Origin of the sequence: Streptomyces sp. NPDC085524 (genome assembly GCF_044541755.1) — a bacterium.
Lineage (GTDB): Bacteria > Actinomycetota > Actinomycetes > Streptomycetales > Streptomycetaceae > Streptomyces.
This window is the reverse complement of the sequence record NZ_JBITTH010000033.1, coordinates 23,440-43,724: the sequence shown is the minus strand read 5'-3', so window position 1 is coordinate 43,724 and position 20,285 is coordinate 23,440. Positions and strand designations below refer to the sequence as shown.

The window sequence follows — 20,285 nt, the reverse complement described above, 5'->3', positions numbered from 1 at the left end:
AGCCTCGCTCTTGGCCCTGAATGGGACAGGGGACCGGCGTCGGCACCAGCGTGTGCGGTAGACATTGTGTCCATCCGCGTCCGAGTCGCGGCAACGTATTTAAGGGGGCCAGTGGACGTGCAGCGCACGGCGGCGGTACGGCGAGTCCTGCCCGGCATCGCGATGTTCGCCGCGCTCGCGGCCGGCGCGGGCGCGCTGACCGGGTGCACCAGCGGGGGCAACCCCGGCGGCGGCAGCGACGCGAAGGGCGGCGGGAACCAGGCCGCGCCCGCGCAGCCCGGGAAGTACCGCAGCCTGCCCTCGCCCTGCAGGGCCGGCGTCGACAGCAAGCGGCTGAAGGGGATGCTGCCGGTCGCGGAGACGCTGCCCGCCCCGCAGCGCGACCAGATGTACGCGGGTGTCGCGGACACCTCGTACGACGGAGACCGGCACGTCGGCTGCCGCTGGAACGCTCAGACGCCCGACGAGACCCGGCTGCTGTCGGTGGTCTTCGAGCGCGTGGTCTCGTACGACCGGTCCGCAACCAGCGACGACGACAAGGCGAAGCAGGTGTACGTGCGGCGGATCACCGACGCGCACCTGCCCTTCCCCACCCCCACCACGGCACCCACGGCCGTGCCGGCGCCGACGCCGTCCGGCAGCGCGGCGGCGCCCCCCGCCGCCGGGGCGCCCGCGCCGGGCGCGAGTGCGGCTGCGACTCCCACTCCCTCGATGCCCGTCGAGCTCGGGTCTCGGGTGCTGGAGGGTCTCGGGACCGAGGCCTTCGTCGAGGACAAGCTGAGCCCCGCGGGGGCCAGTGCGGCGCAGTCGAGGACGGTGCGGATTGTGTTCCGCACCTCGAACGTCATCGTGACGGTGGAGTACAGCGTGCAGCCCGCCCTGCCCGGCGTGGTCCCGCCGAGCGGTGAAACCCAGGAAAAGACACGGCAGTTGGCGCAGGCTCTGGTCGAGCGCTTCAACGAGTGAAGGCGGTTCGGCGCGGCCGCAGGTGACGGCGCGCACAGCATGCAGGCGTCGGGTCGGGCTACCGTTGCTCGGGTTCGCGTCCGAATTAGTCCGACCATCGCACCAGAAGGAAACATGCACCGATCTGCCTCGCGCCTCACCCGCGTTCTCGCCTGCGCAGCCGTCCCGGTGGTCCTCGCCGTCGCCGGATGCTCCTCCGATTCGGGCAAGGAGTCGAGCTCGGGCAGCAGCAAGAAGTCCGGTTCGTCCGCGTCTGCGAAGCCCAGCGGGAAGGCTTCGGCCGCCCTGGAGAAGGCGACGTTCGCCGCGCTTCCGGATCCCTGCAAGGTGCTCCAGTCGGCGACGCTCGACACGCTCGTCCCGAAGGTGAAGGACAAGAACGGTACGGCGGCCAAGTCGAACGACCTGGCCAGCCGGGCGGGCTGCTCCTGGAACGGCCTGGACGCGGACGGCCTGAAGGGTTCGCAGTACCGCTGGCTCGCGGTCAACTTCTCCCGCTCCGACTCGCACGCCTCCCTCGGCAGCGCCGACAAGCGCGCCGAGGAGCAGTTCAACAAGCAGGTCGAGCTCGCGAAGGCGACCGAGGGTGCGGAGAACCTGAAGGCCGAGCAGGCGGGCGGGGTCGGCGACCAGGGGATGTCGGTCGTCTACACGGTGAAGAAGGACAACGTCGACTCCTTCAACACGACGATCGTGGCGCGCACGCACAACGTGGTGATCACGCTCGACTACAACGGTGCCGCCTACGAGGGTGCCGGCGCGCCGGACCAGGCGAAGCTGCTGCAGGACGGGATCGCGGCGGCCAAGGAAGCGGTGGCCGCGGTGGACGCCGCGAACCAGCAGGGGCAGCAGCCCCAGGGTCAGGGTCAGGGCCAGGGCCAGGGCCAGGGCCAGCAGCCCCAGTCGCAGGCGCCGCAGGCCCAGTAGCCGGCCGTCCCGGTCGTCCCCTGGTCCCGCCCTTCCGTGGTAACGGGGCCAGGGGAGCGGTGACTTCCGCTCGGGCTTACGCTGTGCCTGCCGTGGCTCGGTAAAGGCTCGGTAAGTTCTCGACAAGGGGAGGGGATCACGGGTGGCCGCGATGCAGCTGACTCGTACCCACCGGATACTCATCGGCGTCGTGGTCGCCGGTGCCGTGGTCATCGCGGGGATCGGTTTCGCGGGTTCGTACTCCGCGGTGCGTGCCCTGGCGCTGAAGAAGGGCTTCGGCAACTTCTCTCTGGTGTTCCCCATCGGCATCGACATGGGCATCTGTGTGCTGCTGGCACTGGACCTGCTGCTGACGTGGATCCGGATCCCCTTCCCGCTGCTGCGTCAGACGGCGTGGCTGCTGACGGCGGCGACGATCGCGTTCAACGGTGCCGCTGCGTGGCCGGACCCGCTGGGTGTGGGCATGCACGCGGTGATCCCGATCCTGTTCGTGGTGACCGTGGAGGCGGCCCGGCACGCGGTGGGCCGGATCGCGGACATCACGGCGGACCGGCACATGGAGGGCGTGCGGATCACGCGGTGGCTCCTGTCGCCGGTGCCGACGTTCAAGCTGTGGCGGCGGATGAAGCTGTGGGAGCTGCGTTCGTACGAGCAGGCGGTCGGCATGGAGCAGGACCGGCTGATCTACCAGGCGCGTCTGCAGGCGCGGTACGGGCGCAGCTGGCGGCGGAAGGCGCCGGTGGAGGCGCTGATGCCGCTGCGGCTGGCGCGGATCGGCGTTCCGCTGTCGCAGACGGCCCCGGAGGGGCTGGCGGCGGCGGGGATCGAGCCGGCGCTGCTGCCTCCGGTGGAGGCGGGGGCCGGGGTGCAGGCCGCAGTGGAGGCGCAGGCGGGGCCGGCCGGCGCGCCGGCGCTGGAGGCGGCCGCGGCCGTGCCGCCGCAGGCCCACGAGCAGGCCGAGGCGCTCGCCCTGGCCCTCGCGCAGGTGCAGGCGTTGCAGCAGGCCCAGCAGCAGGTGCCGGTGCAGCCCGCGGCGCACGTCCCGCCGGCGTTCGCGGTGGATCCGACGGCGATGCCGGCGGCGCACAACAGTGCGTGGTTCGCTGCGCCGCTGGCGCCGCAGGCGGCGTACGAGGGCGGTTACAACCCCCAGTACGTGGAGGGTCTGGAGCCGACTCCGGTCATGCCTCCGGCGGGTCCGGACGAGGAGCAGCTGCCGCAGCAGGAGCAGCTGCCGATGCCGGCTCCGCGGCAGGAGGAGGCGGAGGTCCCCGAGGCCGACATCGACGAGGTGAAGTTCGCGGAGGCGGCGTACGAGGTCTTCCGCCAGTACATCGAGGAGAACGGCAAGGTCCCGAGCCCTGAGCAGGTGGACATATACCTCTCGGACCGTCACGGGATCGTGCACCCGCGCAGCTTCACGACGATCTCCCGGCTGATGCCGGACCTGAAGCAGCGCTACCAGCGTGATCTGGAGAACGAGCACATCGCGTAGCCGGCTCCGCGCAAGCGGAAGGGCCCGCACCCCCCGGTGCGGGCCCTTCGCCGTGTCAGGGGCCCGGGGGCCCGCCTCAGACGGCGAGCAGCTTGCGCACGCGGTCGGCGCCTACTGCCAGGAGCAGCGTGGGCAGGCGCGGGCCGGTCTCGCGGGTGACGAGGAGCCGGTAGAGGAGCGCGAAGAAGGTGCGCTGGGCGACCTTGAGTTCCGGGGTGGGCTTGGCGTCGGGCTCCAGGCCGGCCATGACCTTCGGGACTCCGTAGACGAGGGTGGTGAGCCCGTCGAGGGACCAGTGCGAGTCGAGTCCGTCGAGGAGCAGGCGGAGCGATGCGCGGCCCTCGTCGTCGAGGGAGGACAGCAGCTCGGTGTCGGGCTCGTCGCGCACGAGGGTGCGCTGGTCGGCGGGGACCTGGGTGGTGATCCAGTTCTCGGCGCGGTCCAGGCGGGGGCGTACGTCGTCGAGGGAGGCGAGCGGCTTGTCCGGCTCCAGGTCGGAGAGGATGCGCAGGGTCTGCTCGTCGTGGCCGGCGGTGATGTCGACGACGGAGGCGAGGGTGCGGTACGGCATGGGGCGCGGGGTGCGCGGGAGCTCGTGGGAGGCGACGCGGACGGCGCGGGCGTGGGCTGCGGCGTCGGCGGGCAGGACGGTGCCGTCGGCGACCTTGGCCTCCAGCTTGTCCCACTCGTCGTAGAGCCGCTGGATCTCCTGGTCGAAGGCGATCTTGAAGGACTGGTTGGGCTTGCGGCGGGCGTAGAGCCAGCGGAGCAGCTGCGGTTCCATGATCTTCAGGGCGTCGGCCGGGGTGGGGACGCCGCCCTTCGAGGAGGACATCTTGGCCATGCCGCTGATGCCGACGAAGGCGTACATGGGGCCGATGGGCTGTTCGCCGCCGAAGATGCCGACGATCTGGCCGCCGACCTGGAAGGAGGAGCCGGGTGAGGAGTGGTCGACGCCGGAGGGCTCGAAGATCACGCCTTCGAAGGCCCAGCGCATGGGCCAGTCGACCTTCCAGACGAGCTTGCCGCGGTTGAACTCGCTGAGCTTGACCGTCTCGGTGAACTCGTCCTCGGTGCAGACGTAGGTCATCTCGGTGGTCTCGTCGTCGTACGAGGTGACCTTGGTGAAGTCCTTGCCGCATTCGCCGCAGTAGGGCTTGTACGGGAAGTAGCCGCCCTCGGCGCTGCTGCCGTCGTCCTCGGCGGCCGCGCCGGAGCCTTCGGCGGCTTCCAGTTCGGCCTCGTCGACCTGCTTCTGCTGGGGCTTCTTGCCGCCCGGCTTCTGCTTGGTGCGGTACTGGTCGAGGATCGCGTCGATGTCGCCGCGGTGCTTCATCGCGAACAGGACCTGCTCGCGGTAGGTGCCGGCGGTGTACTGCTCGGTCTGGCTGATGGGGTCGTACTCGACGCCCAGCTCGGCCAGGGACTCGACCATGGCGGCCTTGAAGTGCTCGGCCCAGTTCGGGTACGGGGAGCCTTCGGGGGCGGGCACGGCGGTCAGCGGGCGGCCGATGTGCTGGGCGTGGGATTCCTCGGTGACGCCGGGGATGCCCTTGGGGACCTTGCGGTACCGGTCGTAGTCGTCCCAGGAGATGAGGTGGCGGACCTCGTACCCGCGGCGGCGGATCTCGTCGGCGACCAGGTGCGGGGTCATGACCTCGCGGAGGTTGCCGAGGTGGATGGGGCCGGAGGGGGAGAGTCCGGAGGCGACGACGACCGCTTTGCCCGGGGCTCGGCGCTCCGATTCGGCGATGACCTCGTCCGCGAAACGGGAGACCCAGTCGGTCTCGGTGCTGCTCTGCGCGCTCTGAGCCACGACACGTCCTTCTATCTCGAATGCTGGCTTGGGCCATTCTCCCAGACGGAACGGGCCACTCCGGGGTTGCTTCCGTCCAGTGATATGCCGCGAAACGCAGGGGCCCCACGTGGGATACTCGGCACTTGTCGGAACAACCAAGTGCACCCACCGGCACGACCTCACAGGAACGGCAGCTCATGGCCTCGGTCCCTTCCCTCGCTTCTTCCGTCCATCAGCGCGTCGCGGACGCCCTCGCCTCGGCCCTGCCGGAGGCCGGTGGCGCCGACCCGCTGCTGCGACGAAGCGACCGGGCCGATTTCCAGGCCAACGGCATCCTGGCGCTCGCGAAGAAGGCGAAGGCCAACCCGCGCGAGCTGGCGACGACCGTGGTCGAGGGCATCCCGACCGGTGACCTGATCCAGGAGATCGAGGTCTCGGGTCCGGGCTTCCTCAACATCACCATCACCGACCGGGCGATCGTCGAGACGCTCGCGGCCCGGGCGGGCGACGACCGTCTGGGCGTGCCGCTGGCCCCGAACGCGGGTACGACGGTGATCGACTACGCGCAGCCGAACGTCGCGAAGGAGATGCACGTCGGCCACCTGCGGTCCGCCGTGATCGGTGCGGCGATGGTGGAGATCCTGGAGTTCACGGGCGAGAAGGTGGTGCGGCGTCACCACATCGGCGACTGGGGCACCCAGTTCGGCATGCTCATCCAGTACCTGATGGAGCACCCGCACGAGCTGGACCACGAGTCGGAGGGGGAGGCGTCCGGCGAGGAGGCCATGTCCAACCTCAACCGGCTGTACAAGGCCTCGCGCGCGCTCTTCGACTCCGACGAGGAGTTCAAGACGCGGGCCCGGGCGCGGGTGGTGGACCTCCAGGCGGGCGAGCCGGAGACGCTGGCGCTGTGGCAGCGGTTCGTGGACGAGTCGAAGATCTACTTCTACTCCGTCTTCAACAAGCTGGACATGGACATCCAGGACCCGGACGTGATCGGCGAGTCCGGCTACAACGACATGCTGGTCGAGACGTGCAAGCTGCTGGAGGAGTCGGGCGTCGCCGTCCGCTCCAACGGTGCGCTGTGCGTGTTCTTCGACGACGTCAAGGGCCCGGACGGCAACCCGACGCCGCTGATCGTGCAGAAGTCGGACGGTGGTTTCGGCTACGCGGCGACCGACCTGTCGGCGATCCGCGACCGTGTGTCGAACCTGGGCGCCACGTCGCTGATCTACGTGGTCGACGCGCGGCAGTCGCTGCACTTCAAGATGGTCTTCGAGACGGCGCGCCGGGCGGGCTGGCTGAACGACGAGGTCAAGGCAGTCCAGCTGGCGTTCGGCACGGTCCTGGGCAAGGACGGCAAGCCGTTCAAGACCCGTGAGGGCGAGACGGTCCGGCTGGTGGACCTGCTCGACGAGGCCGTGGACCGGGCGACGGCGGTGGTGCGGGAGAAGGCCGAGAAGGTGGGCCTGACGGAGGCGGAGATCGTCGAGAACGGCCAGTACGTGGGCATCGGCGCGGTGAAGTACGCCGACCTGTCGACGTCCGCGGCCCGTGACTACAAGTTCGACCTGGACCAGATGGTCTCGCTCAACGGCGACACCTCGGTGTACCTCCAGTACGCGTACGCCCGTATCCGCTCCATCCTCCGCAAGGCGGGCGAGCGGCAGCCGGTCGCGCACGCGGAGCTGGAGCTGGCGCCGTCGGAGCGTGCGCTGGGTCTGCACCTGGACGGTTTCGGCGAGCTGATCGCCGAGGCGGCGGCGGAGTACGCCCCGCACAAGGTGGCGGCGTACCTCTACCAGCTGTCGTCGCTGTTCACGACGTTCTACACCGAGTGCCCGGTGATCAAGCCGGAGCCGGAGCAGGTCGTCGCGGAGAACCGCCTGTTCCTGTGCGACCTGACGGCCCGCACCCTGGCGAAGGGCATGTCCCTCCTGGGCATCCGGACGCCCGAGAAGCTCTGACCCGCACGTAGGACCACACGGACGAAGGCCCCGCCCCGGCGCACGCACCGGGGCGGGGCCTTCGCGCATGCGCGGCCGCCGCGCGTGTGGTGCAGCCCACAGGAATGTTCCCGCCGCGCCCCTGCTCCTTCCGGTGACGGAGTTTGCGCACCGAGGGCCGAGGGGGCTCACATGAAGACCACGACACGACGCCGGAGCGGGTTGGCGGTGGCGGGGGTGCTCGCCTTCGACGGGGTGGTGCACCTGTACTGGGCGACCGGGGCCACCTGGCCCGCCGCCGACGTGCGGGCGCTGTCGCTCGCCGTCCTCGGCATGGAGGCGCCGTTCACCCCGCGGGTGGTGGTCCCGCTGGCCGGCCTGCTGTTGACGGGGGCCGGGGCCGTACTGGCGCACTCCCGGGGGCGCGGGGGCCGGGCGGGGCGTCTGGTCACGGGTGCGGTGGCGTCCGGCTTGTGCGTGCGGGGCATCGTGGGGCTCGGCTGGGCGGCCGGGCTGGTGGCCGCCCCGGCGGACGGCCCGTTCCGTGCCCTCAACCTGCTGCTCTACACGCCGGTGTGCCTGGGCCTCGGATGGGCGGCGGCCCGGCTGGCGGCGACGGGCGGGGAGACGGCCGGCGGGGAGACGCCCGGCGGCGGAGCCGCACCGCTCGCGGGCGGTGCACGGCGCCTCCGCCGTCGCGCGCGCACCGTCTGACGGACCGGCACCCCCGGGCCCCCGTGCCGCCGCTCGACGCGGCCGCCGGGGGCCGTTGCCGTCCGCCCGGCGTTCGCCGCTGCCGCCGCTGCCGCTGCTGCCGTTCGGCGCGGCTATCCGGATCTGCCGCCGCACTTCTTCAGGGCCGCGAAGCCCTCCGGGGATTCCTTCAGGCCGAGTCCTTCGATGGCGCCCTCGTGATCGCCCGTCCGCGGATCGGGATCGGGGAAGTCCGCGAAGCCTTCCGCACGCATGCACGCCGTGAACTGCTGCGCCTGCGCGAGCACCGCGGGGTCCAGCGGATGAACCGGAAGACGGCTGTCACAAGCCGCTTTGGCGTCCTTCGCCTTGGCCGGATCGGCATTGTCCCAATCCACGAGCGGAATCCCGTCGGCGCTGCCCCGCACCGGCAGCCCCTTCTCCACGAGACACTGGAAAAAGTCGGCCATTTCGGGGGCAATCCGCCCCTTTTTCTTGGCGGATTCCGGAACGGAGGAAGCAGTCCCCGGAGAGGCGGACGAGGAAGCGGAATCCGCCCCTGTGCAACCGGCCAGTGCCAAAAGCGCCAATGTGACGGGTACGGAAAGCGATCGGGCACGCGGAAAGGGCACGGCATTCCTCCTAGGGCACCTCGTATCGCCCGACACCCTAGGCCAAGCCGCAGAGCGAATTCCTGTACTCACGGACAGTTGCCAGACCCACCGTGACGTGATCCACTCCTTGGCGGTCGAAGCCCCATCCGCACAGGCCACGATCCCGCCCCCGAAATTGCGACAGTTTGCCCGAAAGGCGTGACTGATGAAGCTTCGTAATTCCCTGCGCACCGTCGCGGCCGCCGGCCTGGTACTCGGCGCCCTCGCGTTCGGCGCCGGTTCGGCCTCCGCCGAAGGAAAGGACGGCTGGCTCACCGACGGCGAACTCGGCCTTTTCTGCTGGCAGGACCAGTCGAACTCGGTCTTCGACCTCTGGGCGAGCGACAGCAATTTCGTGAACGACTACTTCACGGGAACGCGGAGCTGCGCCAACAACTACGTCGACAACAACACGGAGTCCTGGTCGAACCGGGACACCTACACGTGGAACGTGCACACCGGCTCCGCCGGAGCGGGCTACCACCTCAACCTCGGCGTCGGCACCAGGGGCAACCTGAACACGACCTTCTTCAACCAGATCTCCTCGGCCTACTTCAACTAGGCCCGACGGCGGGATCGCGCGGATCCCGCACCCGGCCGCAGCCGCAGCTCCGCCCGCAGCAACCGGGCGGGGCTGCGTCGCGCCCGCACCGCAGCCGCCCCCGTCGAGCCCGCACGGAGCCACGATGTCCTCGCCGCACGCCCCCCGCCCCTTCCTGGCGGCCTCCGCAGCCGTACTGGCACTCCTGCTGACCGGGTGCACGCAGTCGGGCGACGGCAAGGACTCCGAGGCGGAACCCGGGATCGGCGCCGTGCCGGCCCTCCTCGAAAGCCGGAGCCTCGCGTTCCCGCTGGCCGGCTACATGCCGGACAACCGGCAGCTCGCAGTGCTCGACGAGGCGCAGGACGTGCTCATCGACCAGTGCATGCAGCGCTACGGCTTCCGCTACCAGCAGCGGCGGAAGGCCGACACGGCCGTCAAACAGGACGAGAACCGCCGGTACGGGGTCTCCGACCCGGCCGAGGTGGCCCGGGTCGGCTATGCCAACCCGCAGGTCGGCCAGACCGTGAAGCCCCCTCAACAGCCCTTCGGGCCCAACGAGAAGCTCGTGCTGTTCGGCCTGGAGGTGGACCCGTCCCTCCCGGTGCCGATGAGCCAGGAGGAGGCCGAGAAGTCCGACGTGGCGACCACCGTCGTCGGCGGCCAGAAGGTCCCGGCGGGCGGCTGCCTGCGCGAGAGCGCCCTGAAGCTGTTCACGCCCACCAAGGACACGGTGGACACCATGGTCGCGCAGGGCTACGGACTCGACGCCTACGGCCGCGCCCAGAAGGACAGCCGGGTCGTCGCGGCGACGAAGTCGTGGAGCGAGTGCATGGCCAAGCACGGCTACGCCGCGTTCGCCGACCCGACGGGCCTGCCGCCGGGCCTCGACGAGACCGGCTTCGGCAGCCCGCAGGCGATCACCATGGCCACCCAGGACGTGGCCTGCAAGAAGGAGACCAACCTGGTGGGCGTCTGGTACACGGTGGAAGTCGCCTACCAGCAGCGGGCGATCGAGCGGCACGCGGAGACGCTGGACCTGGCGAAGAAGCAGCTGGACGAGCGGATGAAGCTGGCGGCGACCCTGCAGGCGTCCGGGGCCTGAGGTCAGCTGCCGGACCCGCTCCGCCCGTCGATGAGTCCGGCCAGGCCGTCGAGCAGCCGGGCCAGGGCGAACCGGAACTGGAAGTCCGGCTCGTCGGAGCCGGTGAACGCGTCGGATTCCAGCAGCCTGGTCACCGCCGGGTGGCTGTCCGGGCCGGTGAGCAGCCGCAGCGTGCGGACGTACTGGCCCACGACCTGGTCCGGTGAGACGCCGCTCTTGACGATGGCGTCCATCATGTCGGCGGCCATGGTCGCCTCGTTCCGCACGAGGCCGCCGATGAGGATGATCGTCGAGAGCTTCTCGCTCTCCGCCAGCCCGGTGCCCGCGAGGGCGGCGAGCCCGCGCTCCATCCAGGCGAGCTGGTTCGGGGTGGCCGGCGGGGCGGTGATCGGGATGCGCAGGATCCACGGCTTGGCCATGAGCAGGGCGCGCTGCGCGTACGCCCAGTCCGACAGCAGCTCCCGCCAGCGGGTGCCGTCCGCGTCCGTGCCGGTGTCCGCGGGGAGCGGTGGCGGGGTGCCGACTCCCGCGTCCGACATCAGGATGTACAGCTCCTCCTTGGCCGCGACGTACCGGTAGAGGGACATCGTCGAGACGCCGAGCTCCTTGGCCACCCGGCCCATGGAGACGGCCTCCATCCCCTCCGTGGCGGCGAGCGCGACGGCCGCCTCCACGATCCGCGGGACGGTGAGGGCGGGGCGCGGGCCCTTGCCGGGGCGCTCGCGCAGGCCCCAGGCCACCTCGAGGCTCGCCGGGAGACCGGTGCCGTCCGCCGCCTGTTCCTCGTCCGCCATGGCCGCCCCCTCTCCGTGCGTCCGCCGCCCGCTCCGTCATGGGCCGTTGACCCACATCCTAGTTCTGTGTATTACTTACGCAGTAGCGCGTAACCCATACGCAGAAGGGAGCGTGGTCCGTGATGACCACGTACGACCCCGGCACGGACCTCGGAATCCACGCCACCGGCCTCACCAAGTCCTACGGCGCCCTGCGCGTCCTCGACGGCATCGACCTCGCCGTCCCCCGCGGCAGCGTCCTCGCCCTCCTCGGCCCGAACGGCGCCGGGAAGACCACCACCGTCCGGATCCTCGCCACCCTCACCGAGCCCGACGCCGGGACCGCCCGGATCGCCGGACACGACACCGCCTCCGCGCGGGCTCTCGTACGCCGCGCCATCAGCCTCACCGGGCAGTTCGCGGCCGTCGACGCACTGCAGACCGGCGCCGAGACGCTCCGCATGATGGGCCGGCTCCGCGGGCTGGGACCGCGCGCGGCCCGCACCCGGGCCGACGAGCTGCTCGACCGCTTCGGCCTCGCCGAGGCCGGCGCGCGTACGGCGAAGACGTACTCGGGCGGCATGCAACGGCGCCTCGACCTCGCCGCGAGCCTCGTCTCCCGACCCGAGGTGATCTTCCTGGACGAGCCGACGACCGGGCTCGACCCGCGCAGCCGCCAGGACCTGTGGGACCTCGTACGGGAACTGCGCACGGACGGCACGACCGTGCTGCTCACCACCCAGTACCTGGAGGAGGCCGACCGGCTCGCCGACCGCGTCGCCGTCCTCGCGGACGGGCGCATCGCCGCCGAAGGCACTCCCGCCGAGCTCAAGTCCCGTGTCGACGGCCACCGGCTGGACCTCACGCTCACCGACCGGGCCGCCTACGAGGCGCTGGCCCCGCGCGCGGTCCACCTCGACCCGGACGAGCTGACCCTGGGCCTGGCCACCGACGGGAGCGCCGCGCACGTGCGGGCGCTGCTCGACGAACTCGACCCCGACCGCACCGCCGTCGACCGCTTCGCGGTCCGCACCGCCACCCTCGACGACGTGTTCCTCGCCCTGACGGGAGCCGACCGATGACCGCCGCCGCCCACGCCCTCTCCCTGGCCGGGCGCAGCCTGCGCATCAGCCGCCGCAGCCCCGACGCGCTGATCGCCGCGCTGATGCTCCCCGTGATGCTGATGCTGATCTTCGTCTACTTCTTCGGCGGGGCCATCGACACCGGGACCGAGTACGTGACGTACGTGGTTCCCGGCGCGATGCTGCTGTGCGCGGGCTTCGGCGCGGCGAGCACCGCCGTCAGCGTCGCGGACGACATGAAGAACGGGGTCGTCGACCGCTTCCGCTCCCTGGACATCGGCGGCGTCCCGATCCTGGCCGGACACGTGACGGCGTCCGTCCTGCGGAACCTGCTGTCCACCGCCCTCGTGCTCGCCGTCGCCCTCGCCATCGGCTTCCGGCCCGAGGCCGGACCGTCCGCCTTCCTGGCGGCGGCCGGGCTGCTGTTCGCGTACATCACGGCGATCTCGTGGCTGGCCGCCGTCCTCGGCCTGCTGGCCAAGTCGCCGGAGGCGGCGGGCGGGTTCACCTTCCTGATGATGTTCCTGCCGTACCCGTCCAGTGCGTTCGTCCCGATCGGGACCATGCCGGGCTGGCTGCACGGCTTCGCCGAGCACCAGCCGCTGACCCCGGTGATCGAATCCCTGCGCGCGCTGCTGCTGGCGCAGCCCGCGGGGAACTCCCCCTGGGTGGCCCTGGCCTGGTGCGCCGGCATCACGGCGGTGGCCGTGACCCTGGCCGGCGTCCTGTTCCGCAGCCGGACCCGCTGACGAACCCCGGGCTGAACCCGTGGAGCCCGTCAGCGGGCCCGTCCGTCATCGATTGAGCGGATAGGAATGACGGCCGGTGGCTTCGTCGATCTCGCTGTGGGCCTTCTGCAGCATCTGCGACGCGAGATCCATGAGCGCGCGAGCGCCCGCGATCTCTTCCCCGACCCTCAGCTGCTCCGGGTCGGAGGGGTGGCGCAGGGCATAGCCGCGCGCCTTGATCTCGGAGCCGTCCCCGAGCCTGACCAGGGCCGCCGCACTGGTGCGGTGGCCCTCCTCGGTGAATTCGAGCTCCACGTGCCACCCGACGAGTGTGGTCATGGTGCATCACCTCCAGGGGGTCACCCTGCTTCCAGGGTGCGCCCGCGGGGGGTGGAGCGCGAGCGGGGGGCGGGGGTACGGGTTCACGCGCGTGCGGGGCCATCGCCCCCGCGACCCCCGCCCGCACCCGGCGGCTGCCCACCCGCCTCTCACGGGGGTGGGGGCGGGGGCGGACCGCCGGGTACGGCGGGGTGGGGGTGGTGGCGGGATCTGCGCTTGCCGGAATCGGGGAGGGCTTGGGGGTTTCCCGTCAGTCCCATAGTCCTTCCGTGTCGAAACGGCCTGTCAAGGGCGCTCCTCCTTCGTCGTCGCGTCGCTTCGCGACGGCCTTCGGCCGCCCTTGACAGGCCGTCCCGCCCCGGAAAGACAAGGACTGCCGGGAAACCCCCAAAAGAACGGGCCGGGGGAGACAAGGACAAACGGCCATGTCAGCGATGTCCGACCCCGCTGCGGCCCGCCACTCTCCCCTCGGGCCCTCCCAGCCCGCTCCCCGGACCGGGCAGGCGGCCACCCATCCCCGAACCTCGACCACAAGACCCTCGGGGCAGATCGGGCGCACCAAATCGCTACGCGCTCCTCCCGTCTCGGCGTCTGCGACTCGTCCGGGGCTGATCCGACGCCACAGATCGCTACGCGCTCCTCCAGGACGGCGTCCGACGGCCGTCCGGGGCCGGTCAAGCCGCCAACGATCGCTACGCGCTTCTCGACGACGGCGACCGACCCCCGCCTGGGGCTGAGAGACGCGAAGTGGGGCCGATCAGCGGCTCAAAGGGGCGAATGCTCGCCCTGGCTGAGGTGTATTCATGTCAGGACGAGACCGTCTCCACAAACCCACCCCCAAATGCCCTCAATTGGGGCATAACGCCAAGCATTCTGGTCGCCCACCGGCTCTGACGTGAGTACAGCTCGACATAGCCGCTGTTTGAGTCCCTTTCTCCTCTCGGCGACCGTCAGACGCGGTCCTGGAGGAGCGCTTGGGGCCTTGGGCGGCCTGTGACCAGCCCCAGGCGGCCGTCGGACGCCGTCAAGGCGAAGCGCGTAGCGATCTGGGGCGTCGGACCAGCCCCAGACGGGTCGCAGACGCCGAGACGGGCGAAGCGCGTAGCGATCTGTTGCGCCCGGCCGGTCCGGGGAGCGGTCTGGGAGGGCCCGAGGGGAGAGTGGGGGCCGGAGCGGGGTCGGGCATCGTCGACACGGCCGTGTTCTGTCCTCGGACCGGCCCGTCCTTTTGGGGGGTTCCCGGCTGTCCTTTGTCTTTCCGGGTCGGGACGGTCGGTCAAGGGTCGCCGTAGGCGATCGCGAAGCGACGCGACGAAGGAGCGCTCTTGACGGACCGGCCCGAACCGGAAGGACGATGGGACAGCCGGGAACCCCCCAAGGCCTCTCTGATTCCGCCCGGCGCAAGTCCCGCCTTCCCCCGGCCCCGCCCACCTGGGGAGACGGCTCGCGAGAACCCCCCCGAGCGGGGCCCGAACAGGCAAGACCCCCTCCCGTGCGGGCGCCGGCACCCACCCACCCGCACCCGGGGGCGGGTGGGCAGGCGCTGCCCGGGAGCGGGGCCCGAGGGGGTGATGGTCCCGCGGGGGGGGGCGTACCCCCGCCCCCTACTCCCCCCGCTTCCCCACCTGCGACCGGACCGCGCCCATGCTTGCCGCGATGACCAGGGCTATGGCCAGGGCGTCGAGGGCAGACATCGCCTGGTGCAGGACGAGGAAGCCCGCCGTGGCCGCGATGGCCGGCTCCAGGCTCATCAGGATCGCGAAGGTGGGGGCCGGCAGCTTGCGCAGGGCCAGGAGTTCCAGGGTGTACGGCAGGACGGAGGACAGTACGGCCACGCCGACGCCCAGTGCGAGGGTGCTCGGGCGCAGCAGGTCCGAGCCCGCCTCGAAGACGCCGAGCGGGAGCGAGATCACCGCTGCCACCGCCATCGCCAGGGCCAGGCCGTCGGCCTGCGGGAAGCGGCGGCCCGTGCGCGCGCTGAAGACGATGTACGCGGCCCACATCGCGCCCGCTCCCAGGGCGAAGCCGGCGCCCAGCGGGTCGAGGCCGCCGAAGCCGCCCCCGCCGTGGCTGGAGAGGAGGACGACGCCTGCGAGGGCGAGGCCCGCCCAGAGGAGGTTGACCAGGCGGCGGGAGACGATGACGGAGAGCGCGAGCGGGCCGAGTACCTCGAGGGTGACGGCCGGGCCGAGCGGGATGCGGTCGACGGACTGGTAGAAGAGGCCGTTCATGCCGGCCATGGCGATGCCGAAGGCGATCACGGTGCGCCAGTCGGAGCGCGAGTAGCCGCGCAGCCTGGGCCGGCACAGGAGCAGCAGCACGATGGCGGCGGCCGCGAGCCGCAGGGTGACCACGCCTGCCGCGCCGACCCTGGGCATGATCGTGACGGCGAGGGCGGCGCCGAACTGGACCGAGATGCCCGCCGAGATCACCAGCGCGACCGGCCCGAAACGGGCCGCCCCGCCACGGGCGGGGGAAGCGGCGGAAGCAGTCGGTGCGGCGGGCGCGGCTGCCGGGGTGGCGGTGTTCGTGGAGGAGGGCGCGGGCGCGGTCATCTTCCCAGGGTAGACGGGGGTAAGGAGTGTTGCCGCGTGTCTTTCCTTACAGGGTGTTCGCTGAGCGGTTCCGGGCCGTGTGATGTTCACGTGCCGTAGTGGTGGCATAACCCCGCGAAACGCCTCCGGGTGTCCGCCACGGCGTCTCACCGGGTGGACGCGCGGCGGTGGCGCCCACGTGGACCCGATACGCTCCGCCCGTGGCTGAGATCCAGATTCCCGCTGACATCAAGCCCGCCGACGGACGCTTCGGCGCGGGCCCCTCCAAGGTGCGGACCGAGGCGCTGGACGCCCTCGCCGCCACCGGTACCTCCCTGCTCGGAACCTCCCACCGCCAGGCCCCGGTCAAGAACCTGGTCGGCTCGGTGCGCCAGGGCCTCCGGGACCTCTTCTCGCTCCCCGAGGGCTACGAGGTGATCCTGGGCAACGGCGGCTCCACCGCTTTCTGGGACATCGCGACCGCCGGTCTGATCGAGCGGAAGTCCCAGCACCTGACCTTCGGTGAGTTCTCCTCCAAGTTCGCCAAGGCCGCGAAGCTCGCGCCGTGGCTGGACGAGCCCTCGGTGATCTCCTCCGAGCCGGGCACGCACCCCGAGCCGGTCGCCGAGGCGGGCGTGGACGTGTACGCGTACACGCACAACGAGACCTCGACCGGTGTCGCGGCGCCGATCAAGCGCGTCGCGGGCGCCGACGCCGGTTCGCTCGTCCTGGTGGACGCGACCTCGGGCGCGGGCGGTCTGCCGGTGGACATCACCGAGACCGACGTCTACTACTTCGCCCCGCAGAAGTCCTTCGCCTCGGACGGCGGCCTGTGGCTGGCCGCGTTCTCCCCGGCCGCCCTGGAGCGCGCCGCCCGCGTGCACGCGTCGGGCCGGCACATTCCGGAGTTCTTCTCGCTGCCGACGGCGATCGACAACTCGCTGAAGAACCAGACGTACAACACCCCGGCGCTGACGACCCTCTTCCTGCTGAACGAGCAGCTGGAGTGGATGAACAGCCAGGGCGGTCTGGAGTTCACCACCGGCCGTACGGCTGCCAGCGCGCGCAACCTGTACGGCTGGGCGGAGGCCTCGAAGTACGCGAGCCCGTTCGTCGTGGACGCCGACAAGCGCTCGGCCGTCATCGGCACGATCGACTTCTCGGACGACATCGACGCGGCGGCCGTCGCGAAGGTGCTGCGCGCCAACGGGATCGTGGACACCGAGCCGTACCGCAAGCTCGGCCGCAACCAGCTCCGCATCGCGATGTTCCCGGCGATCGACCCGGCGGACGTGCAGGCGCTGACCGCGTGCATCGACTACGTCATCGAGCAGCTCTGACCTGACCTGACGACGCGGAGCCCCCGGCCACCTGTGGTCGGGGGCTCCGGTGTTTCGGAGGAGCCCGCTCAATTTCATGGGGCGAGGAGGTCAATGGGACGCCAACCTCGTGTTCGCCCACCTCACGGGCAAGGCGCAGCCCCGTACGCGATACCTTCAGGGCTCCGGGGTCAGCACCCCGGGAAGCGACTTGGAGGCAGCGGCGTGAGCGTGCGAGTGACGGCGGCCCAGAGCGGCGTGGACCCCTTCGGCACGGCCCGCCTGCGGCGGGGGGTGCTGGACGCGTGGGGCGCGGGCCCGGCCCGGTTCCGCGAGGACGCCAACGCCGAGGAGGACCTCGCGCTCGGCGGCTACCGCGACCGGCTCGTCGTCGAACTGGCGCAGAACGCCGCCGACGCCGCCGCCCGCGCCGGGGTGCCGGGCCGGCTGCGGCTCACCCTGCACCCGGGCGAGGGCGAGCACGGGCACGCCGTGCTGGCCGTCGCCAACACCGGCGCCCCGCTGGACGCGACGGGCGTGGAGTCGCTGTCCACCCTGCGTGCCTCCGCCAAGCGGGAGTCCGCGCACGACAGCGTCGGCCGCTTCGGCGTCGGCTTCGCCGCCGTGCTGGCCGTCTGCGACGAGCCCGCGGTGCTGGGCCGGCACGGCGGCGTCCGCTGGTCCCTGGCCGAGGCCCGCGAACTGGCGCGGGGCGCCGCCGTCGGCAGCCCCGGCCTCGGCGACGAACTGCGCCGCCGCGACGGGCACGTCCCGCTGCTGCGGCTCCCGCTACCCGCCGAGGGCACCGCGCCCGAGGGCTACGACACCGTGGTCGTCCTCCCGCTGCGCGACGCCGCCGCCGAGGGCCTCGCCGAGCGGCTGCTGGCCGGCATCGACGACGCCCTGCTGCTGACCCTGCCGGGGCTGCGCGAGGTCGTCGTCGAGACCCCGTCGAGCAGCACGGCCGGCGGCACCCGCACCCTGTACCGCCGCGACGAGGGCCCGTACACCGTCATCGAGGACTCGCTCGGCGGTGCCACGACCACCAACCGCTGGCGCACCGTCCGCCACGGCGGCCCCATCGAGCGGGCGCTGCTCGCCGACCGGCCCGTGGAGGAGCGGCTGCGGCCCGCCTGGGCGGTGTCCTGGGCGGTGCCCGTGGACGCCGAGGGCGCGCCCGTACGCCCCGCCACCGCGCCCGTCGTACACGCGCCGACCCCGACCGACGAGCCGCTGGGTATCCCCGCCCTGCTCATCGCGACCCTGCCGCTGGACACCTCCCGCCGGCACCCCGCCCCGGGGCCGCTGACCGACTTCCTCGTGGAGCGCGCGGCGGACGCGTACGCCGAACTCCTCGGCGGGTGGGAGCCGGTGAGCCCCGGGCTCGTGGACCTCGTACCGGGCCCGCTCGGCAAGGGCGAGCTGGACGGGGCCCTGCGCGTGGCCGTGCTGAAGCGGCTCCCCCGCACCGCGTTCCTCGCCCCGGCGGCCCCTTCCGAGGAGCTGTCGGCGCTGCGCCCGTTCGAGGCAGAGGTGGTGGAGGGCGCGGGCGCCGACACCGTACGGGTCCTCGCGGAGGTGCTGCCGACGCTGCTCCCGGCGGGTCTGGAGCGCCGCGCCGAGCTGCGCACCCTGGGCGTGGGCCGGCTCCCGCTGGGCGATGCCATCGAGCGGATCGCGGGCATCGAGCGGACCCCGGACTGGTGGCACCGGCTCTACGACAGCCTCGCCGGCGTCGACCCGGACCGGCTGTCCGGGCTGCCCGTGCCGCTCGCCGACGGCCGTACGACCATCGGCCCGCGCCACGTCCTGCTGCCGTACGCGGACACCCCGGCGGACCTGGCCCGCCTCGGGCTGAAGGTGGCCCACCCGGACGCGGCGCACCCGCTGCTGGAGAAGCTCGGCGCCCTCCCCGCCACGGCGCGGGCCGTGCTGACGACCCCGCAGGTGCGGGCGGCCGTCGCGGCCTCCCTGGACGCGGGGGAGATCTGGGACGAGGACGCGGACACCCCGGACGCCGACGAGCTGGCCGAGATCGTCCTGACGCTGGTCCGCGACGCCGAGCTGGCCCCCGGTGACGAGCCCTGGCTGGGTGCGCTGGCCCTGCCCGACGAGGACGGCGAGCTGACCCCGGCGGGCGAACTGCTGCTGCCCGGGAGCCCCTTGGCCTCCGTCATCCGCGAGGACGAGGTCCCGTACGTGGACGCCGAGCTCGCCGCCCGCTGGGACGCCGACACCCTCACGGCCTGCGGGGTCCTGGCCACGTTCCAGCTGGTCCGCGCCACCGACGTGGTCCTCGACCCGGACGAACTGGAGCCCCGCGAGGGGGACTTCGCGGAGCCCGACGACGCGGGGCTGCTGGACGCGGTCGACGTGTGGTGCGAGGACGTCCTCGACCAGCTCCCCGACCTGCCCGTCCCCCCGGTGGCCACGGAAATCGTCGCCGTCCGCGACCTCGACCTGGTCGACGACGACTGCTGGCCCCAGGCCCTCGCGATGCTGGCGCAGCCCCCGCTGCGCGACGCCCTGACCCAGCCCGTGCGCATCCTCCTCCCGGACGGCACCACGCAGTCCGTGCGCCCGTACACCGCCTGGTGGCTGCGCGACCACCCGGTGCTCGACGGCCGCCGCCCGGCGGGCCTGCGGGCGGCGGGCGGCGATCCGCTCCTCGAAGGCCTCTACACGTCGGCCGACGCCACCGGCTTCGAGGACGAGCAGGTCCTGCGCGCCCTGGGCGTACGCACCACGGTCCCGGCCCTCCTCGACGAGCCCGGCGGCGCAGCCGAGCTCCTGGGCCGCCTCGCCGACCCGGACCGCGAGGTGACGGGCCGCCAGCTGCACGGCCTGTACGGCGCGCTGGCCGACCTGGACCCCGAGCAGGTCACCCTCCCGGACGAGCTGCGCGCGGTGGTGGACGGCGAGGTCGTGGTGGTGGACGCGGCCGACGCGGTCATCGCCGACGCCCCCGACCTCCTCCCCCTCACGGCGGGCCTCCCGCTGCTGCCCGTCCCCCCGTCCCGGGCCGCGGACCTGGCGGACCTCCTGCAGGTCCGCCGCCTCTCGGAGACGGTCCCGGCGGAGGTCACGACGCCGGGCGAGGAGCACGACGTACCCGAATCGGTCCGCATCCTCCTGGGCCCCGCCACCCCGCTGACGTACCTCGAGCACGAGGAACTGATCGCGGGCGGCACCGAACTCGACTGGCGCCGCACCCCCGACGGCACCCTCCACGCCGCCACCCTGGAAGGCGTGGCCGCCGGCCTCGCCTGGTCGGCGGGCCAGTGGCCCCGCCGCTTCGAGGTGGCAGCCCTCCTGGAGGACCCGTCCCGGACCGCCGAACTGGCCCGGGACCGCTGGTTCGACTGAGATCCGGCCGGGGGCCCGGG

16 protein-coding genes are annotated in these 20,285 nt (G+C 72.2%); 11 read left to right on the top strand and 5 right to left on the bottom strand.

The window, feature by feature from the left end; all coding sequences use genetic code 11:
* Positions 1-111 precede the first annotated feature (111 nt).
* From ACIGFK_RS36070 to ACIGFK_RS36060, 3 genes are all read left to right on the top strand, one after another.
* On the top strand, positions 112-966 hold the full coding sequence (locus ACIGFK_RS36070) for a DUF3558 domain-containing protein (RefSeq protein WP_400055240.1): 855 nt from the start codon (positions 112-114) through the stop codon (positions 964-966).
* A 114-nt stretch (positions 967-1,080) separates the two neighbouring features.
* The gene (locus tag ACIGFK_RS36065) at positions 1,081-1,893 is read left to right on the top strand and encodes a DUF3558 family protein (protein ID WP_400055238.1); all 813 of its coding nucleotides are present in this window, start codon (positions 1,081-1,083) and stop codon (positions 1,891-1,893) included.
* Between the two features lie 151 nt (positions 1,894-2,044).
* The gene (locus ACIGFK_RS36060) at positions 2,045-3,388 is read left to right on the top strand and encodes a DUF2637 domain-containing protein (protein ID WP_376661834.1); all 1,344 of its coding nucleotides are present in this window, start codon (positions 2,045-2,047) and stop codon (positions 3,386-3,388) included.
* 76 nt (positions 3,389-3,464) lie between these two features.
* On the opposite strand, the gene lysS is transcribed toward ACIGFK_RS36060, so the two are convergent.
* Positions 3,465-5,204, bottom strand: coding sequence for a lysine--tRNA ligase (gene lysS, locus ACIGFK_RS36055; protein ID WP_376661833.1), 1,740 nt, complete (start codon positions 5,202-5,204; stop codon positions 3,465-3,467).
* A 179-nt stretch (positions 5,205-5,383) separates the two neighbouring features.
* Here lysS and argS point away from each other — a divergent pair, with 179 nt between their 5' ends.
* Both argS and ACIGFK_RS36045 read left to right on the top strand, forming a co-directional pair.
* Entirely contained in the window at positions 5,384-7,153 is a 1,770-nt protein-coding gene (gene argS, locus ACIGFK_RS36050) for an arginine--tRNA ligase (RefSeq protein WP_376661832.1), read from the top strand.
* 171 nt (positions 7,154-7,324) lie between these two features.
* On the top strand, positions 7,325-7,846 hold the full coding sequence (locus ACIGFK_RS36045) for a DUF3995 domain-containing protein (RefSeq protein WP_376662113.1): 522 nt from the start codon (positions 7,325-7,327) through the stop codon (positions 7,844-7,846).
* Between the two features lie 113 nt (positions 7,847-7,959).
* Here ACIGFK_RS36045 and ACIGFK_RS36040 read toward each other — a convergent pair whose 3' ends face one another.
* On the bottom strand, positions 7,960-8,457 hold the full coding sequence (locus ACIGFK_RS36040; RefSeq protein WP_400055235.1) for a hypothetical protein: 498 nt from the start codon (positions 8,455-8,457) through the stop codon (positions 7,960-7,962).
* 187 nt (positions 8,458-8,644) lie between these two features.
* Between ACIGFK_RS36040 and ACIGFK_RS36035 the strand changes: the two genes are divergently transcribed.
* Together ACIGFK_RS36035 and ACIGFK_RS36030 are read left to right on the top strand one after the other, a co-directional pair.
* Complete coding sequence (locus ACIGFK_RS36035) at positions 8,645-9,040, top strand: hypothetical protein (RefSeq protein ID WP_376662115.1); 396 nt, start codon at positions 8,645-8,647, stop codon at positions 9,038-9,040.
* Between the two features lie 124 nt (positions 9,041-9,164).
* Positions 9,165-10,124 (top strand): hypothetical protein, encoded by a 960-nt coding sequence (locus tag ACIGFK_RS36030; RefSeq protein WP_376662116.1) that lies wholly within the window; start codon positions 9,165-9,167, stop codon positions 10,122-10,124.
* A 2-nt stretch (positions 10,125-10,126) separates the two neighbouring features.
* On the opposite strand, the gene ACIGFK_RS36025 is transcribed toward ACIGFK_RS36030, so the two are convergent.
* The gene (locus ACIGFK_RS36025) at positions 10,127-10,918 is read right to left on the bottom strand and encodes a TetR/AcrR family transcriptional regulator (protein WP_376662117.1); all 792 of its coding nucleotides are present in this window, start codon (positions 10,916-10,918) and stop codon (positions 10,127-10,129) included.
* A gap of 122 nt (positions 10,919-11,040) precedes the next feature.
* Here ACIGFK_RS36025 and ACIGFK_RS36020 point away from each other — a divergent pair, with 122 nt between their 5' ends.
* Entirely contained in the window at positions 11,041-11,979 is a 939-nt protein-coding gene (locus ACIGFK_RS36020) for an ATP-binding cassette domain-containing protein (protein ID WP_376662118.1), read from the top strand.
* A complete protein-coding gene (locus ACIGFK_RS36015) occupies positions 11,976-12,728 on the top strand; it encodes an ABC transporter permease (RefSeq protein ID WP_376662119.1) in 753 nt (250 codons plus the stop codon). Before ACIGFK_RS36020 ends, ACIGFK_RS36015 begins: the two co-directional genes overlap by 4 nt.
* 45 nt (positions 12,729-12,773) lie before the next feature.
* On the opposite strand, the gene ACIGFK_RS36010 is transcribed toward ACIGFK_RS36015, so the two are convergent.
* Positions 12,774-13,046, bottom strand: a complete 273-nt coding sequence (locus ACIGFK_RS36010) for a DUF1876 domain-containing protein (protein WP_376662120.1) — start codon at positions 13,044-13,046, stop codon at positions 12,774-12,776.
* 1,604 nt (positions 13,047-14,650) lie between these two features.
* A complete protein-coding gene (locus ACIGFK_RS36005; RefSeq protein ID WP_376659247.1) occupies positions 14,651-15,601 on the bottom strand; it encodes a DMT family transporter in 951 nt (316 codons plus the stop codon).
* Positions 15,602-15,801: 200 nt separating this feature from the next.
* Between ACIGFK_RS36005 and serC the strand changes: the two genes are divergently transcribed.
* Both serC and ACIGFK_RS35995 read left to right on the top strand, forming a co-directional pair.
* Complete coding sequence (gene serC, locus ACIGFK_RS36000; RefSeq protein WP_400055231.1) at positions 15,802-16,920, top strand: phosphoserine transaminase; 1,119 nt, start codon at positions 15,802-15,804, stop codon at positions 16,918-16,920.
* A gap of 204 nt (positions 16,921-17,124) precedes the next feature.
* Positions 17,125-20,265, top strand: coding sequence for a sacsin N-terminal ATP-binding-like domain-containing protein (locus ACIGFK_RS35995; protein WP_400055229.1), 3,141 nt, complete (start codon positions 17,125-17,127; stop codon positions 20,263-20,265).
* Positions 20,266-20,285: the final 20 nt, after the last annotated feature.